The sequence below is a fragment of the Anaerosolibacter carboniphilus genome, assembly GCF_014205875.1.
In the GTDB taxonomy this organism is placed as follows: Bacteria; Bacillota; Clostridia; order Peptostreptococcales; family Thermotaleaceae; genus Anaerosolibacter; species Anaerosolibacter carboniphilus.
Window position 1 is genome coordinate 1 of the sequence record NZ_JACHEN010000056.1, and the last position, 17068, is coordinate 17068.

Below are 17068 nucleotides of genomic sequence, written 5' to 3' on the forward strand. Positions count from 1 at the left end.
TATGGAGAAGTACTCAAGTAGGCTGAAGAGGACGGTTTGCTAAACCGTTAGACCGGGTAACTGGTGCGAGGGTTCGAATCCCTCCTTCTCCGCCAATAAGAAAAGATATCTACAAGATAAATGTAGATATCTTTTTTTTATAGTACAAGAAAGTATACTTTCTTGTACTATAAAAAAGCAGGGGTGCTCAGGCTGCTTGGCAGCCGTCGAAGGGGAACTAGGTTCCCCTAGCGAAGCACACGTAGTGTGCCTTTTTATATAAATTGTTAAGGAGGATTAATAGAATTAACATGCATCAAACATATCTACTAATATTTTCCAAAGTCTAACAGGAAATTAATGGGTCCATAACAGCAAATTAACAATGCTATTGTACACTCATTTTTGTAAACGCTTATATTAATTTGAAAAGGAAAAATGGGGGTGCATTTTGTGTTTAAGATGAAGAACAAGGCTTTTTCAATCATTTCTTTGCTATTGGTTCTTGCGGTAGTCTTATCAGGATTTCTGACAACTGAATCATTAGCTCAGGCATTTAGCAAAACGAACAACACGCATAATGGTAAGGCACCAAAGTATGTATTCTTGTTCATCGGTGACGGTTTGAGTTTTCCACAGATCTCTTCTGCGGAGATGTATTTAGGAGCTCAAAAGAGAACAACCACACCAGAGAAAAAGGCATTAGATTTTACAAACTTTTCTGGCGTAGGGGTTGCTTCCACATATGATACAGATTCGTTCATTCCTGATTCCGCTTCGACGGGTACTTCCTTAGCCTCTGGCATCAAAACAGGAAACGGAATTATTAATATGGATGCTGCGAAGAAGGTGAAAGTAGATCCAATTACAAGAAAGTTGAAGGATATGGGGTACAAAATTGGGGTTGTAACCAGCGTGTCCCTTGATCACGCTACACCAGCCGTATTCTATGCCAATCAAGAAAGCAGAAGTAATTACTACGATATTTCATTACAGTTAGCAAATAGCGAGTTTGATTACTTTGGTGGAGGAGGATTTGTAGATCCTACTGGAACGAAGGCAAAATTAACAAATGCAGAAAATGTAATGGATGTAGCAAAGAAAAATGGATTCAAAGTAGTGAACACAAAAGAAGAAATATTGGGATTAAATAATGAATCTGGCAGGGTAATAGCAATCAACCCGAGATTAGATGCTTCCAGTGCAATGCCTTACACTATGGACACAAAAGCAGAAGAATTAAGACTTTCTGATTTTGTAAAAAAAGGTATAGAAGTATTAGATAATTCAAAAGGCTATTTCATGATGGTGGAGTCAGGTAAGATTGACTGGGCATGTCATGCAAATGATGCAGCTGCGTCTATCCACGACACCATTGAATTTAATAATGCAATCATGGAAGCTTATAAAGTATATGAAAAATATCCTAATGATACTTTAATTGTTGTGACAGGGGACCATGAAACAGGTGGTTTAACAATCGGTTTTGCTGGTACAGCGTATAGTACATTCTTTAATAAGCTAGAAAAACAAACAGTCTCTTTTGAGGAATTTGATAAAATTATTACTTCTTATAGGGCAAATACCCAACCTGAAAACCAAAAACTAGTCGACCTTCTTCCCGAAATTGAAAAAGCATATGGATTGATTCCTGCTTCAAGTCCAAAGGCAGGCGCGAATGCAGCATTTGTCTTAACGGATGATGAGCAAAGTGCATTGGCTGCAGCTTTTAAAAGAAGCATGGAAGATCCTAAAACGAGAAAACTAAGCAGTTCTGAAACAATTCTTTATGGTACATATGAACCTTTATCGGTAACCCTATCCCATATTTTAAACAACAAAGCAGGTATTAGCTTTACCACATATGCCCACTCTGGTTTACCAGTACCAGTATATGCAATCGGTGTAGGCCAAGAATTATTTAACGGATCTTATGACAATACAGACATCAATGCAAAGTTAAAATCAATAACCAAAATTACAAAGTAATTATAGTTATTGTATTGGATGAAGTGAGGATATCGTAATAACCGTATAAGGATAGAGGTTCTGCATTTTGGACCTCTATCTACTATTTTCATTGGAAAAGCATGTAGATAGAGAAAGGAAATTTGATTTCAACTGAAAGGAGTGGTTTTGCGTGATGCCTAAGTTAAGAACGAGCCCGGATATGATCTCTGTTATCATTGTATCTATCATCGTCATCGTATTGATGTTTATACCAACGGGTTTTCCAACAAATCAACATTCCGATAGTGTCAGGGCAGCAGGGCTAGTTATAGATACCAATGACGCAATGATGTACAGTGCTGGTATGATTCGGTTGGGAGACCAAGTATGTAAGCTGGAGATTCTAAACGGGCCCTATAAGGGACAGATTGTTGAAGGTACCAACCGGCTCATGGGAAAGATGGAAATCGATAAGGTTTTCCAAAGGGGCGACAAGGCGCTGGTTGTCCTTGAAACAGAAGGGGATACAATCCGTTATGTGAATGTGATTGATCACTACAGAATTCAAGTGGAAATGATACTATTTGGTGCATTTTTAGCTTTATTGATATGGTTTGCAGGTTGGACTGGTGCGAAGGCAATGCTCTCTTTTGTATTAACCATATTAACGATTTGGAAAATATTAATTCCTTTCTTATTAAAGGGCTGGAATCCCATCATATTATCAATGTTTGCAGTTGTGATATTAACAATTGTGATTATAACCTTGGTGGGAGGATTTAATAGAAAGTCACTCGCAGCAATCAGTGGATCCTTAGCAGGGACAGTACTGACTTGTGCAATGGCAATCATCTTCGGTAAATATTTTAGAATACACGGGGCAATCATGCCATTTTCTGAGACGTTGCTGTATGCTGGTTACGAATATTTAAATCTGACAGACATTTTTATTGCTGCCACTTTTATAGGCTCATCTGGGGCCTTGATGGATATAGCTATTGATATTGCGGCAGCCCTTGATGAATTGGTACAAAAAAATCCTGATCTATCAAGAAATGAAGTCATCAAATCAGGATTTAATATTGGAAGAGCAGTTATTGGAACCATGACCACTACATTACTCTTAGCTTATTCAGGGGGGTATATCGCACTGCTTATGATATTTATGGCCCAGGGTACGCCAGTGGCCAATATATTAAATCTCAAGTATGTGTCAGCAGAAATTTTACATACCATGGTAGGAAGTTTTGGCCTGGTAACCGTTGCACCCTTCACGGCAATTATTGCGGGGGTATTATTTACAGCCCCAAGGGTGGAGAGTCAATTTGCAAAGGGTATAAAACGAGATGAAGTACAGGAGACAAGGACTTCTTTTGAAGTATAGATTTGTTGGGGGATTAGATAGAAAACAGGAGAATATCGTTTTGAAGAGGATGGCTATATAGTAAGCTAAATCCTCTTTTTTATTTGGCTGACCTTAACTTCGATCTCAAACTTGTCATGGATGGTAGTATGAACTGGCTTTAAGAAATGGTTGGCTGCCAAAGGTGTTTCTTCATATCGATTCGCCCATTTTTCAAGAAGGTAATACCTTCATCTTCTAAGATGGCACGTTGAACCAGTGGACTGCCAAAGGCATAATGAGGGGCAAGGATGCCAGCTTTGTTAACGACACGATGGCAGGGAAGGTTTAGGTGATCAGGGGCAGCCTGCATGGCCCATCCAATGACACGGGCACTTCTTGGATGTCCGAGTAAGGCTGCGATTTGACCATAGGTGGCCACCTTACCCATAGGGATCAGCGCTACGATTTCATAAACTTTGTCAAAAGATAGTTTCATGTTTTTCGCCTCCTGAGGGAGAATATATATTAGAATCCAGCGTACCTATTTCATTATACTTTTTATTCCATATAAAATCTAGAATCTGTCCGTCGGTTTAACGGAAAGAAATCTTTAGGAAAAGAACCTGGCATGATATAATGAATGATGTGGATGCTATACTGTATCGTAGAGGAGCGCAAGTAAAATGAGAAGAAGAAAGAAGCCTGGTGCAAAGGAAAAGTTGTTGAACCATGAACTCCACCTTTGTAAGGAACCAGAGAAATATAAGGGAAATTGGAAGGAGTATTTTCTTGAAAAGAGGCCGATTCATGTAGAATTGGGAACCGGTAGGGGCCAGTTTATTACAACCTTGGCAGCGCAAAATCCAGAGATCAACTTTATTGGCATTGAAATAAAAGAGGAGATTTTGCTGAAGGCGGTGGAGAAGGCTGTTACTCAGGGACTAAGAAATGTTACTTTCCTTTGGTATGATGTAAATAAGCTAAATGAGGTATTTGCCGATGGTGAACTAAGTAGAATATATATTAATTTTTGTGATCCATGGCCAAAGACGAGAATGGCGAAAAGAAGACTTACCCATAGAAACTTTATAGAGCGGTATAAAAAATTTCTGAGAGAACAGGGAGAGATTCATTTTAAGACAGATAACGAAAAACTCTTTGAATTTTCTTTAAATGAATTTGCTGCCTGTGATCTTCAATTAAAGCACATTACCTTCGATCTGCATCATAGTGATATGAAAGACAATGTGACTACAGAATATGAGGATAAGTTTTCATCCATGGGGATGAAAATCTATCGTTGTGAAGCAGCGAAAAGAAATTGACATTGTCATAGGCCTATGCTCCAATGAAAATGGGCTATACCTTGAAACTACAAACTTCAAGGGTAGTAATAAGCATTTAGAATTGCAATACATATTGAGGTGAAGAAAATGAGTCGAGTAGGGGAAAAGTTAAAAGCGGAAAGATTAAAAAAAGGGATGACACCAAAACAATTAGGGAAAAAGTGCGGTGTAACAGAATCCTTTATTGTAGATATTGAGACAGGAAAAAAGATTGTTAATGAAAAGCTGTTGTCTCAGATATCGAAAGCACTAGGTGTAAACTTGGAAGAGGATATGGTGCTGGAAGCACCTACGGAAGAGGAAAGGGCTCAAGGGGAAAGCCAGCCCAAACCTGTGAAGTCTGTAGAAGTAGTACCCCAACGGCGGATTGAGGTGGTACCTTTGGATCAGTGGGAGGATGCCCTTTCCAATATTATTAAGAAAGTACCTATCTATGATATAGAAATGAAGGAAATAAAAGGGTATAGAAACTTTCCAATCATAGAAAGAAAAGTAGAGGGGTTTCATCCCGACAAACTCATCTATATAGATATACCTGATGATACCATGGGGCAATATAGAATGAGAAGGGGCGATAGAGCACTAATCTATCTAAACCATGAGTTTATGAATGGTGCTTTTCAGTTAGTAGAGTATGAAGGAAGAAGAAGATTGAGAAAGCTCAAAAAAATAGAAGGAAATAAAGTTCAACTGGTTGATGGTGAAGGTCAAGGGGTCACAAAAGAAATGAAAGCCCTTAAGATCATTGGGAGAGTCATTCGAGTAGAGATTGATTTTTAAGGCATAAAGCTATGAAGGGGTATTACTCTTTGTAGCTTTTATTGTATAGAAATTTACAATGGAATCGTGATGATAGAAGATTTCTGGGTATTTGTATCATAAGCATAAAAAATAGGACAAGAATTCCTCGTGTAACCATGGGTATACTAATATAGTTATAGAATGCATCTGTAGACATAGCAACAAACAAAAATGAATCATCGTATAATAATAATAAAAGCTGAGATTGTGTGGTGAGTAGGGTGAAAAAGCAACTAGCAAAATGTATAGTATGGTTCATGATGTTGTTATTCATGGTTCTACCAATTCCAGTAGGGGCTATGAATGGTGATATGCTAATGGGTGGAGCAGCATCGCAAGGTGAGTTAAAGAATCTATTTCAAAGATTTGAGATGCTCATGGGAACGGTTTTTACCCTATATACGATATTTATAGCCCTGGTTATATTTATGGAAAATAGAAATCCAACAAAGACCATTGCCTGGTTATTGATATTATTTCTAGTACCAGTGGTTGGGTTTATCTTTTACTTATTTCTTGGGCAAAATTTTCGGAAGCGGAGTATTTTCAAGAAGAAGAGAGATATAGATTTTGAAAAATTTCAAGACATTGCAAAGCACCAGCGGCAAGCTATTAAGGACAGAGATCTGTTTAAAGATGATGAAAGCTTTGTGAAAAAGAGATTGATCAGCCTCATCCTCAATAATGCCAATGCACCCTTTACTGTGAACAATCAATCAAAGGTGCTCACCAACGGAGCGGAAACCTTTCAAGAAATTACGCTGGCTTTAAAAGCTGCAAAGCATCACATCCATTTGGAGTATTTTATTATTAAAGAGGATGGCATTGGCGGTGTCATCAAACGAATATTGATCGATCAAGCCCAGAAGGGCGTAAAGGTCAGGATTATCTATGACAGTGTGGGAAGCTGGCGGCTAAGCAAAGAGTACTTTAAGGAAATGAAGGCGGCTGGAATAGAGATCTATGGCTTCTTGCCAGTATATTTCCCTATTTTAAGTCGAGAACTAAACTATCGAAATCATCGAAAAATTATTGTTGTAGATGGAAAAACAGGATTTTTAGGAGGATTAAATATTGGAGATGAATATCTGGGTGGAAATCCCCATCTAGGGTTTTGGCGAGATACCCATCTTCGCATTGAAGGAGAGGCTGTTTACGGTTTACAAAATATATTTTTCAAGGATTGGCATTTTGTTTCGAAGCAGCAACTCTCTTTTGATGAAGAATATTTTCCAAAGTTGCCCTATTTCGGAGAACAATTGATTCAGATTGCAGCCAGCGGCCCAGACACCGATTGGCAATCGATTATGCAGGCATATTTTGCCACCATCTCATCTGCAGAGGAAAGAATATGGATCAATACGCCCTATTTAGTCCCTGATGAGAGCATCATGATGGCACTGCGAACTGCTGCTTTAAGCGGTGTTGACGTACGGATTGTTTTACCGAGTTATCCAGATCATCGTACAGTATTTTGGGCATCTATGTCAAATATCGAAGAACTTCTAAGGGCTGGGGTAAGGGTTTATAAGTATATGAAGGGCTTTATGCATGGAAAGATATTGTTGGTGGATGGCATTGCTGCATCTGTAGGGACAGCCAATCTAGACATACGGAGCTTTCAGATAAATTTCGAAGTAAATGCTTTTATTTATGACAAGGATATCGTTGAGCGAATGGAAAAGGATTTCTATACAGATATGGAGGACAGTAAGGAAGTAACCCTGGAGGAGTATTTAAAGCGATCACTATTGGAGAAAATCAAGGAAGCTACAGGGAGATTGATGTCACCGCTGCTATAAATTGATGTCAGTGAAAGGATAGATAAAAAAACCTGGGAATGGTAATCATCCCCAGGTTTTTGCTAGTTTCTAAAAGCTTTTGCTCTAGCATTTTTGTCTAAAAGCTTTTTTCGAATACGAATACTTTTTGGTGTCACTTCTACCAGTTCATCCTCTGCGATAAACTCAAGAGATTGCTCTAAAGTCATGATAGCAGGCGGAGTCAACTTCATTGAATCATCGGAGCCTGAAGCTCTTACGTTTGTAAGTTGCTTGCGCTTGCACACATTGACAGCCATATCACCAGCCCTGGCATTTTCTCCTACAATCATACCCTCATAGACTTCTGTGCCAGGGGATATGAACAGAGTTCCTCTTTCTTGGGCATTATACAGTCCGTAAGTTACTGCTGTTCCAGATTCAAAAGCAATCAGTGAGCCTCTTAATCTGGATTTGATGTCGCCTTTATAAGGGGCATAACCATCGAAAATATGATTTAATATCCCATTTCCTCTGGTATCTGTTAAAAATTCAGAACGATAGCCAATCAAACCTCTGGCTGGGATCTTAAATTCTAGTTTTACTGAACCATTGGAATTGGTAATCATGTTTACCATCTCACCTTTTCTTTGTCCCAAGGTCTCGATGACAATTCCCATATATTCCTCAGGTACCTCAATGGTAACATGCTCCATAGGCTCATGAACAACGCCATCAATATGCTTCATAATTACCTCAGGTCTAGAAACAGAAAGCTCATATCCTTCACGACGCATGGTCTCTATCAAAATAGAAAGGTGCAGTTCACCTCTACCGGATACCTTGAAACTATCGGCAGAATCTGTTTCTTCTACCCGAAGGGCCACGTTGGACAATAATTCCTTTTCTAATCGATCCTTCAAATGTCTGCTGGTTACAAATGTGCCTTCTCTACCAGCAAAGGGGCTATCATTAACAATAAAATTCATAGCAATCGTTGGCTCATCGATCTTAATAAAAGGAAGGGGCTCAATCTTATCTGTAGAGCAGATGGTCTCACCGATATTGATATCATCATTGCCGGAAAGGGCCACAATTTCACCAAAGGCTGCTTCATCTATTTCTTCCTTGGATAGTCCCTGAAAATTATAAAGCTTACTTACGCGGAAATTCTTGAACTCTCCAGCAGCAGTACATAGTACCACTTCTTGATTTTTTTTGATCTTGCCTCGGGTGATTTTTCCGATGCCCATTCTACCTACATACTTATCATAATCAATGGAAGAAATTACCAGCTGAAGACCGTCTTCTGATGTGCCTTCTGGTGCAGGGACTTCTCTTAGAATCATTTCAAAAAGGGGCTTCATATCCTGATGCTCATCATTTAATTCATATTTGGCAATGCCTTGTTTTGCAGATGTATAGATTACTGGAAATTCCAGCTGATGCTCATCTGCCTCAAGATCAATGAACAAATCGAGCACCTGATCGATAACTTCATCGCATCTTGCATCAGGTCGGTCAATTTTATTGATAACAACCACTGGCTTTACACCTGATTCTAAAGCCTTTTTCAACACGAATCGCGTTTGGGGCATTGGGCCTTCAAAGGCATCTACGAGGAGTAATACACCCTCCACCATTCGCATGATCCGTTCTACCTCACCGCCAAAATCGGCATGGCCTGGGGTATCGATGATATTAATTTTTACATCATTATACATAATGGATGTATTTTTCGCCAAGATGGTAATACCGCGTTCTCTTTCCAGGTCATTGGAATCCATAACCCGCTCATCAACCTGTTCGTTACTGCGAAAGGTTCCACTTTGTTTTAACATTTCATCCACTAAAGTGGTTTTACCATGGTCTACATGGGCAATAATTGCAACATTTCGAATATTATTCTGTATCATTCAATACTTCCTCTCTGTAAATTATCAACATACCATTGTATCATAAAGGGATTCATAAACACAATGGATTCTATGTTAAGAAATCATAAATTTCGACATATATTTTATTTTTTGAAGTAATATAAAAAGGAGGATCAAATCCCCCTTTTAGTATTGTCTTAATTCATTCATTAATTCATCAATCAGTTCTCGAACAGATACAATCTTATTTACTCTGTGAACCTGGGCACCAGCAAAGGCGAAACCTCTATCAAGGTTACCTTTTTGAGCATTGATCAAAGCATCAGCAATACAGTATAAGGTTTCCTTTGGATTACATGGTTTCAGACAATTAATGCATTTGATATCCTGTCGTTTTTCATCACGATAGACCTTGTTTATAAATTCATTTCGAATGGCCCTACCAGGCATACCTACAGGACTCTTAATGATGGTAACATCATCTTCCTTTGCATCGAGGTAAGCCTGCTTAAAGGCATCCGATGCATCGCATTCATAAGTTGCAACGAATCTTGTGGCCATTTGGGCACCTGCTGCGCCTGCAGTTAGCACATCACCGATATCCTTGCCGTCATGGATCCCTCCACCTGCGATTACTGGAATTTTTCGGCCATATTTTTCTTCAAAGGGAGCGATGGCTTCCAATACTTCTTTTACCAGCTTTACCAGAGAGAAGTTTTCAAGATCACCTAATTGGTCCAATGAAAAGCCAAGATGGCCACCAGCCTCTGGACCCTCTAATATAATGGCATCGGGCAAATAATCATGCTTTTTGTCCCATTGCTTGCAGATGAGTTGGGCAACTTTTCCAGAAGAAACAATCGGCGCAATCTTTGTCATAGAATCCTTTACCAGCTCAGGCAGTTTCATGGGTAGGCCTGCCCCTGAAAAGATAATGTCTACCTTTGCCTTAACGGCAGTTTTGACCATGTCCTCAAAGTTGTTGATGGCAGTCATGATGTTGACACCGATAATACCCTTTGGTGCCAGTTCCTTCGCTCTTTGAATGTGGTAAGCAAGGGCATCGAGATTGGTTTGATATTTGTTTTTTTCGTAGCCTTCAAAGTTAAAGCCGGGTTCGACACCAGAGATTACTCCGATGGCACCACAGTTGGCTACGGCAGCAGCAAGGCCCGAGAGAGAGATTCCTACACCCATGCCGCCCTGTATAATAGGCACGGAAGCCGTTAAATTTCCGATCTTTAATTGTGGTATAATCATTTCAACACTCCATTCTGTGATATGCATACTTAGCAACATTATATAATAAATTTGAGGTATGTACAATTTAAATTATGAATGGAAAATATTTGGAAAAAATAGCCAATAGTCTTAAATTTATTTTAAGAAAATGAAGAAATAATTATGCAAACACAAGAGGAAAGAATATAGAAAATTTGGAAAATAGTACTATATTTTGATAAATATCCATTGCAATAAAAGGAAAAAATAGGTATAATATAGGAGAATATATAATCATGATCACTACATCCTTTCCCGTTCCGTTGGCTAGGTTGTTCCATAGTGTAGTATTATATGTTCTTAGGAGACCATTTAGGAAGGGAGGATGTTTCGTATGTATGAAGATAAGGCAATCGTATGTAAGGACTGTGGCACAGAGTTTACTTTTACAGCAGGTGAGCAGCAATTTTACGCAGAAAAGGGCTTTGATAACGAGCCTAAGAAGTGTAAAGAATGTCGTCAAAAGGCAAAAAGAGGCTTTTCAAGACCAAATAACGGTGGACAAAGAAGATCTTTCGACAGATAGTAAAGAAAAACCCGTACCAGTAGGTACGGGTTTTATATTTTAACTTTACATGCTGATAGCGCCTATAGGAAGTGTATTGGCACCATAGGGCATCAGTGTGATTTTAGGATGGGAGGAGCTTTGCTGATAGGCAATAGCTAGGGCTTCTTCTAGAGAGGAAGCAGGAATAAAGCCCAGTCGACAAACGGTAGATTCAGGGAGAGATGAAATAAGAATGAGTTTCCTGAATCGAGCGGCGTAGGCTGTTTTGTAAGCTGCATATCCTGGAACCGTAAAATTTTGCTTTAAGGCTCTCTCCATTCCTTCAAGATCTCTATATTGAAACCATTGTAAAAACTCTTCTGCACCAAGGCCTTCCTTACACTCTGAGGTTATAATGAGCACACTATTGTCTTTCCCTGCATAGAGACTATTGTCTATGGTCTTCACCGTCTGATATAAATTGATATCTTTAGGATAACCACCTGCCGATGCAATGACAATATCGGCTTTTTCATTGATTGGAATCCCGTATAAATCTCGGATCATGTCGCATCCCTTTAACCAGGCTTGCTCAAAGTCCCCAGCAACAAAATTGATGAAATCTCCATGTTGATTTAAAACGGCATTCAATAGGAAATCGGGTTGGAGTTTTCTACAAATCTCTGTAATATCCTCTCTCATGGGGTTCCCATGGATACTATTGGAACAAGCATTAGGGTTTAAACCAGTAGATTCGCCTTTATAGAAGGTTAATCGATGATTATGTTGAATTGTCTCCAAGCCGGCCACACCAGGCACGATACTTTTAGCCCCACCACCAAAGCCTGCAAAAAGATGAAATGTAATGCCACCTGTCAGGATGACGCGATCGGCTTCGACCACCCTTTTATTGATGTAGATAGGTGTACCAAAACTGGAATGCCCTAGAAAACAAAGCTCCTGTCCATGAAAGCAATCGTGATCATAGACAGAAATTCTTGAAAAAACTTCTTTTCCAACGATTTGGCGTTTTTCCTCTTCAGAGGAGGGTCTATGGGTACCTAAGGATATTAAAATTGAAATATCCTCATCGTGAATACCGATATCATTTAAATATTGAATGATATAAATTAGAAATTGGTCTGTCCTGATCCACAAACGCGTGATATCACTGACGATGATCACAATTTTCTCTCCTCGATGGACAATATCTTTTAAAGGAGGTGTTCCGATGGGATGGGCAAGAACTTCCATACACTTTTGTCCTATATCCCCGATTGGAGAGATATCCTTTGGGATAAGCATATCTAGAATATCTCCATCATGGATTGTAAGGGGCAATTCGGTTGTTCCATATTTAAAAGAATAATTATTCATAGGACGCCTCCTTAGAAACCAGGCACCACTGAACCCTCAAAGGTTGCATCGATAAATTCTTTTACTTCATCAGACTGGTAGAACGCTACAAGCTTCTTGATTCGTGGATCTTCCTGTTGATCAGGTCTTGTAACAATGATGTTTACCCATGGAGAATCCTTTGGCTCAATAAAGATAGAGTCTTTCGTAGGCACAAAACCTGCTTCTATAGCAAAATTGGTGTTGATAACCGCCACAGATACATCTTCCAGAGAGCGGGCAACCATTGGTGCATCCAATTCAATAAACTTAATATTTTTAGGATTTGCTACAATATCCTTAAGCGTTACTTTTAGTCCTACACCTTCCTTGAGCTTAATAATATTGGCTGACTCAAGAAGGATCAGTGCTCTGGCTTCATTGGTAGGATCGTTGGGAAGAGAAATCTGATCGCCATCCTTTAATTCATCCAAAGACTTTAGCTTGTTGGAATAAACACCCATAGGAAAGTTTACAGCAGAGGCAATCTTTACAAGATCCATTTTATGATCTGTGTTAAATTGATCTAAATAGGGTTCGTGCTGAAAAATATTCACATCAAGCTGTTTTTCAAACAGCTGAATATTTGGTTGTACATAGTCGTTAAACACCACAAGCTCTACTTTAAGACCATTTGCTTCAGCGATTTCTTTTACCTTTTCAGCTACTTGCTCATGAGGGCCTGCTGTAACTCCAACCTTTAAAGGTTGTTCTGGTTGAGAAGCAGGTTTTGCACCACAGCCTGTAAGAAGAGAAAGAATCAATAGGGTACTGATGACTAGAATAAAAAGTTTTTTCACAAAAAACAACTCCTTTACATGTTTGTTTTTAAAAATGGGATTTGAAATGTTCAGGAAATTGCATTCTGCCTGGCCAGGCGCACAGCTTGATTTCCAAAAGAACAAAGTTGCCTATTGGCAATTTGTTTTCGCTAGGAAACCCTAGGTTTCCTTCGACGGCTGCAAGGCAGCCTGAGCACCTTCCTAAAAGCGGCAAAGGGGAATACCCTCTGCACACCCCATATATAGAAAATTGAAAAACATAATTTCCTATATATTAAAAAAGCCTTTCTGAAAACAGAAAGGCTTTGTAAACACTTCTATCTGTCAGAATTGAATTCTGCAGGATTTAGCACCGTGCGTAAATATACAACCGCCGGTTGCCGGGTTTCTCAGGGCCAGTCCCTCCACCACTCTTGATAGACATTATTTAATTGTTTTTAATTATAAGGATAATTATGCACAGTGTCAATAAGAATATGATAAATATTTTTTAACTTAATTATCCAGTTGGTAGGAAAACATTTTTTTCAATGAATAGGGCCCGAAAAAAATTTAAAGGTCTGCATCTACTTGCTGAATAATACGGGCAATTGTTTGAGGCACTGTAGCACAATGAATTTTTGGAACGGAGCATACCGCAAAGCGAAGTCCTTTTCCTAGGGGAACAGCAAATATATATTCTTTTTGCAGCGCTGCTGCCACAAGATCAGGGTTTTTACATGGAATTGTAATAAAGAAACCAGCTTTATAGGGACATATTTTCAAATTGGCCTTCTTTGCTTCTTGAATAAAAACATCAGCTCTTTCTGTCAACATATCCTGTAGGGTCCGTCGTTCAGCCTCTACCTGCTTTAAGAGCTGTGGATCTTCAAAAATCTTTGCTAATACAGTCATTGCTGGTCGTGTACCATTGGACCATACACCTCGATTTGAAAACTGGTTTGCACTCTTAAACTCCTTTGCCACATCAGGGTTGGATGAAATACCAATCATGGCACCACATCGCATACCGTAGAGGGTATAGCCCTTGGACATACTAAAGGCCACGATGGTCAGAATATTTTGAGGCAAATCACCAAACAGTTCCATAAAGGCTCTGGAATCATCAACATCTCCAGAAAAATCAATATAGGCAATATCAGAAAAAAGAATGATACGTTTTTCCGTATTGGATGCCTGAGATCTCAAGAATGTTATAACTTCCTTCCACTCTTCCATGGATAAACTATATCCTGTAGGATTATGGGCAGGAGAATTTAGCAAAATAACGATGGAAGATTGTTTTTCTAATAAAGAAACAGTTTTTTCTTTAAAAGAGGTAAGATTAAAAGCATCCTTTTCATCAAAAAGACTGTAGGTTTCGAGGGTACGGCCATGCTCTTCAGCTACGGTTTTATACGGACCCCAGTACCAATCAGAAGTTAGAATGGCATCCCCTATTTCACTATAATTCCAAATGGCATGACGAATAGCACCACTACCGCCTGGGGTAGCTACTGCTTCCATATATCCTTTTGGAACATGATGTCGAAAAACAGCTTTTTTAGCTGCTTCTAGGAAGCTAGGAAGACCACCAATCGGTGCATAAGCTGCATATTCCTCAGGGGGAAGATTTCTTAATAAGTCGATAACCGTGGGCAGTACAGAAAGGGAACCATCTTCGTTTAATAAAGCACCGATGGAAGCATTTACCACACGGTCTGAGCCCACTACCTTTGCAGCATTTAGGGCAGCATTATTGGTAGCAAAGATTTTATCTTCTCCCTCCGTTCGTCGAGAATGGAGGGCGACCATTGAAAAGCCTAATGCCATAAAGAGACCTCCTCATATTAAAATTGACAGCTATTTAGGAACTTGACTCTTCAAAATTCTGATGTTGCAGAAAGTTAGCCTCGTCGGTTTGTGTAGAGGAAAGGTAATTAAAAATCCCTGCAATGATTACAAGTAATCCACCAGTGATACTTAGAAGATCAGGAAACTCAGCCCAGAGTAGCATGCCCAAAATTGTTGAGAATATTATATCTGCATAATTATAAATTGTCAACTGTGAGGCAAGTGCGTATCGATAGCTGTGGGTCATTGAAAATTGCGCAGTTGTGGCTGAAAGACCAATGATAATTAATGCAACTAGCTGCTTTAAATTTGGCAGGATGAATTGTCCTGCTACCATAAAAGGTATCACGGCTAGGCAGCTGAATAAGCAAAAGTGGAAAACAATCACATGGGTGGAATCGGTTTTCTGCAGCTGTCGGATGACGATATAAGCACCGGCTGCAAAAATTGCAGACAAAATGCCGATCATGGAAGGGATGAATGTATAATCAAATTGAGGCTTAACGATAAATATAGTACCTAAAATTGCAATAATAAATGCAGGTATCTGTAGTTTCTTTATACGCTCATCTAAAAAAATATAGGCCAGCAAAATCACAAAGAAGGGCGAAAGCTTATTGAGGATAACCGCATCAGAAAGGGGTAAATGCCCAATGGTATAATAATAAGTGGCGACGCCTAATACGCCAAAGATTGAACGAGTAAGGAGTAATTTTCTATTGTTTCCAGAAAAGCATTCTTTGTTTTTATACAATACCAGTGCCGAGATTAAAACACCAAGAATATTACGAAAAAAGATCTTTTCAGCTACGGGAATTTCCGGAATGCTTTTTACAGCTATGGCCATAATGGAAAAAAAGAAGGATGATAAAAGTATAAAAAAGATGCCTTTCGAACGGATACGCATGTCTAACCTCCTACAACGTTAAGCTTATTGTTCTATTATATTGTTTATTGAATAAAAAGGTAAGTCGTTTTAAAAAAGATGAACATTTTTTTAAAAAGTGATGAACACCACTTAATATTTTGATATATATCACAGGAAATGTGATAGAATGTCGCTATAATAAAGTTAAGATCAAAGAGAATAAGGAGGACATAAAAATGGCTGTGAGAAAAATTGTTCAAATAGATGAAAACAAATGTAATGGGTGTGGTGTATGTGTACCATCCTGTGCTGAGGGTGCCATCAAAATCATTGATGGCAAAGCAAAATTAATATCTGATAATCTTTGTGATGGGTTGGGTGCCTGCTTAGGAGATTGCCCAATGGATGCCATTACCATCATCGAGAGAGACGCGGAAGAATTTGATGAGGAAGCAGTAAAAGTACATTTGGGACAAGATGGGAAAAGTGCTTCTCAGCATGGACATCAGCATGCTAACCATCATGGACACCACCATGGAGGTGGCTGCCCTGGTAGCCAGATGAGAATGCTGAATAAATCAGCCCAATCTACAGCTGTCGTAGGAGAAGGGGATGTAGAGATTAAAATTAAATCCCAGCTTCAACAGTGGCCTGTACAGCTGATGTTGGTACCGCCAACAGCTCCATATTTTGAAGGGGCAGACCTTCTGGTAACTGCCGATTGTGTTCCCTTTGCTTATCCTAACTATCATTTAGACTTATTAAAAGGAAAAAAAGTTGTGGTAGGATGTCCTAAGCTAGATGATGTGGCCTTCTATGCTACAAAATTAACCCAGATCATTAAAATGAATGAAATCAAGAGCGTAACCGTGGCCTTCATGGAAGTTCCATGCTGTACAGGAATCGTAAGAGCTGTGGAAAAAGCCATCGGAGATTCAGGAAAGAGTATTCCCCTTCACCGTGTGAGAATCGGCATTGAGGGAGAAGCTTCAAAATTCTAATAGAAATCATAAATAAAAAAACCAGAGCAGATACTAACGAGAGAGGTTAGGCTGCTCTGGTTTTTTTATGGAAAAAATGATGTGGGTTAAAGTTGTAGGGGCGATTCATGAATCGCCCGTGAACTACAGAAATCAAGCTGTCTGTCATCCTGAACGACAGTGAAGGATCTATGATGAGGACCTTAAGATTCTTCACTACGTTCAGAATGACTGGAGCTGCGGTATTCTCCAGAATAGAATGTCCCATAAATATCTGGCGATCAATGATCGCCCCTAGTACTATATAGTTGTAGCATAAAGCTACAGCTTTTTTTTTATTATTGAGTTTGTAGTTTGAACATTCGATGCCTATATCCGGTTAGC

General features: G+C 39.2%; 14 protein-coding genes, 1 tRNA gene and 1 riboswitch. Of the genes, 8 read left to right on the forward strand and 7 right to left on the reverse strand.

What is annotated here, in order from left to right; translation table 11 throughout:
- Positions 1-3: 3 nt before the first annotated feature.
- The 3 genes from HNQ80_RS24855 (at position 4) to HNQ80_RS24865 (ending at position 3313) form a co-directional block, all read left to right on the forward strand.
- Positions 4-95, forward strand: a tRNA-Ser gene (locus HNQ80_RS24855).
- Between the two features lie 346 nt (positions 96-441).
- On the forward strand, positions 442-1968 hold the full coding sequence (locus HNQ80_RS24860; RefSeq protein ID WP_184313863.1) for an alkaline phosphatase: 1527 nt from the start codon (positions 442-444) through the stop codon (positions 1966-1968).
- Positions 1969-2122: 154 nt separating this feature from the next.
- A complete protein-coding gene (locus HNQ80_RS24865) occupies positions 2123-3313 on the forward strand; it encodes a YibE/F family protein (RefSeq protein WP_184313841.1) in 1191 nt (396 codons plus the stop codon).
- A 139-nt stretch (positions 3314-3452) separates the two neighbouring features.
- Here HNQ80_RS24865 and HNQ80_RS24870 read toward each other — a convergent pair whose 3' ends face one another.
- Entirely contained in the window at positions 3453-3770 is a 318-nt protein-coding gene (locus tag HNQ80_RS24870; RefSeq protein ID WP_184313843.1) for an MGMT family protein, read from the reverse strand.
- Positions 3771-3957: 187 nt separating this feature from the next.
- Between HNQ80_RS24870 and trmB the strand changes: the two genes are divergently transcribed.
- The 3 genes from trmB to cls all read left to right on the forward strand — a co-directional run bounded on the left by trmB (position 3958) and on the right by cls (position 7223).
- On the forward strand, positions 3958-4599 hold the full coding sequence (gene trmB, locus HNQ80_RS24875) for a tRNA (guanosine(46)-N7)-methyltransferase TrmB (RefSeq protein WP_184313845.1): 642 nt from the start codon (positions 3958-3960) through the stop codon (positions 4597-4599).
- A gap of 108 nt (positions 4600-4707) precedes the next feature.
- Entirely contained in the window at positions 4708-5400 is a 693-nt protein-coding gene (locus HNQ80_RS24880) for a helix-turn-helix domain-containing protein (protein WP_184313847.1), read from the forward strand.
- 242 nt (positions 5401-5642) lie between these two features.
- A complete protein-coding gene (gene cls, locus HNQ80_RS24885; protein ID WP_330603011.1) occupies positions 5643-7223 on the forward strand; it encodes a cardiolipin synthase in 1581 nt (526 codons plus the stop codon).
- A 62-nt stretch (positions 7224-7285) separates the two neighbouring features.
- Here the strand turns inward: cls and typA are convergent, their stop codons facing one another.
- Both typA and HNQ80_RS24895 read right to left on the reverse strand, forming a co-directional pair.
- Positions 7286-9097, reverse strand: coding sequence for a translational GTPase TypA (gene typA / locus HNQ80_RS24890; RefSeq protein ID WP_184313849.1), 1812 nt, complete (start codon positions 9095-9097; stop codon positions 7286-7288).
- Positions 9098-9244: 147 nt separating this feature from the next.
- Complete coding sequence (locus HNQ80_RS24895; protein WP_184313851.1) at positions 9245-10318, reverse strand: NAD(P)H-dependent flavin oxidoreductase; 1074 nt, start codon at positions 10316-10318, stop codon at positions 9245-9247.
- A 355-nt stretch (positions 10319-10673) separates the two neighbouring features.
- Here HNQ80_RS24895 and HNQ80_RS24900 point away from each other — a divergent pair, with 355 nt between their 5' ends.
- A complete protein-coding gene (locus HNQ80_RS24900) occupies positions 10674-10865 on the forward strand; it encodes a zinc-ribbon domain-containing protein (protein ID WP_184313853.1) in 192 nt (63 codons plus the stop codon).
- A gap of 45 nt (positions 10866-10910) precedes the next feature.
- On the opposite strand, the gene larAH10 is transcribed toward HNQ80_RS24900, so the two are convergent.
- From larAH10 to HNQ80_RS24920, 4 genes are all read right to left on the reverse strand, one after another.
- Positions 10911-12203, reverse strand: a complete 1293-nt coding sequence (larAH10, locus tag HNQ80_RS24905) for an NPN-dependent 2-hydroxyacid racemase, LarAH10 family (protein ID WP_184313855.1) — start codon at positions 12201-12203, stop codon at positions 10911-10913.
- A gap of 11 nt (positions 12204-12214) precedes the next feature.
- On the reverse strand, positions 12215-13021 hold the full coding sequence (locus HNQ80_RS24910; protein ID WP_184313857.1) for a MetQ/NlpA family ABC transporter substrate-binding protein: 807 nt from the start codon (positions 13019-13021) through the stop codon (positions 12215-12217).
- A 296-nt stretch (positions 13022-13317) separates the two neighbouring features.
- Positions 13318-13426, reverse strand: a riboswitch (SAM riboswitch).
- Between the two features lie 129 nt (positions 13427-13555).
- Positions 13556-14815: a pyridoxal phosphate-dependent aminotransferase gene (locus tag HNQ80_RS24915; RefSeq protein ID WP_207727185.1), complete on the reverse strand. Its 1260-nt coding sequence runs from the start codon at positions 14813-14815 to the stop codon at positions 13556-13558.
- A gap of 34 nt (positions 14816-14849) precedes the next feature.
- Positions 14850-15743 carry a DMT family transporter gene (locus tag HNQ80_RS24920; RefSeq protein WP_184313859.1) on the reverse strand — a complete coding sequence of 298 codons (894 nt, stop codon included), beginning with the start codon at positions 15741-15743 and terminating at the stop codon, positions 14850-14852.
- A gap of 197 nt (positions 15744-15940) precedes the next feature.
- Here HNQ80_RS24920 and HNQ80_RS24925 point away from each other — a divergent pair, with 197 nt between their 5' ends.
- Positions 15941-16705, forward strand: a complete 765-nt coding sequence (locus HNQ80_RS24925) for an ATP-binding protein (protein WP_184313861.1) — start codon at positions 15941-15943, stop codon at positions 16703-16705.
- The last annotated feature ends 363 nt before the right edge of the window (positions 16706-17068 follow it).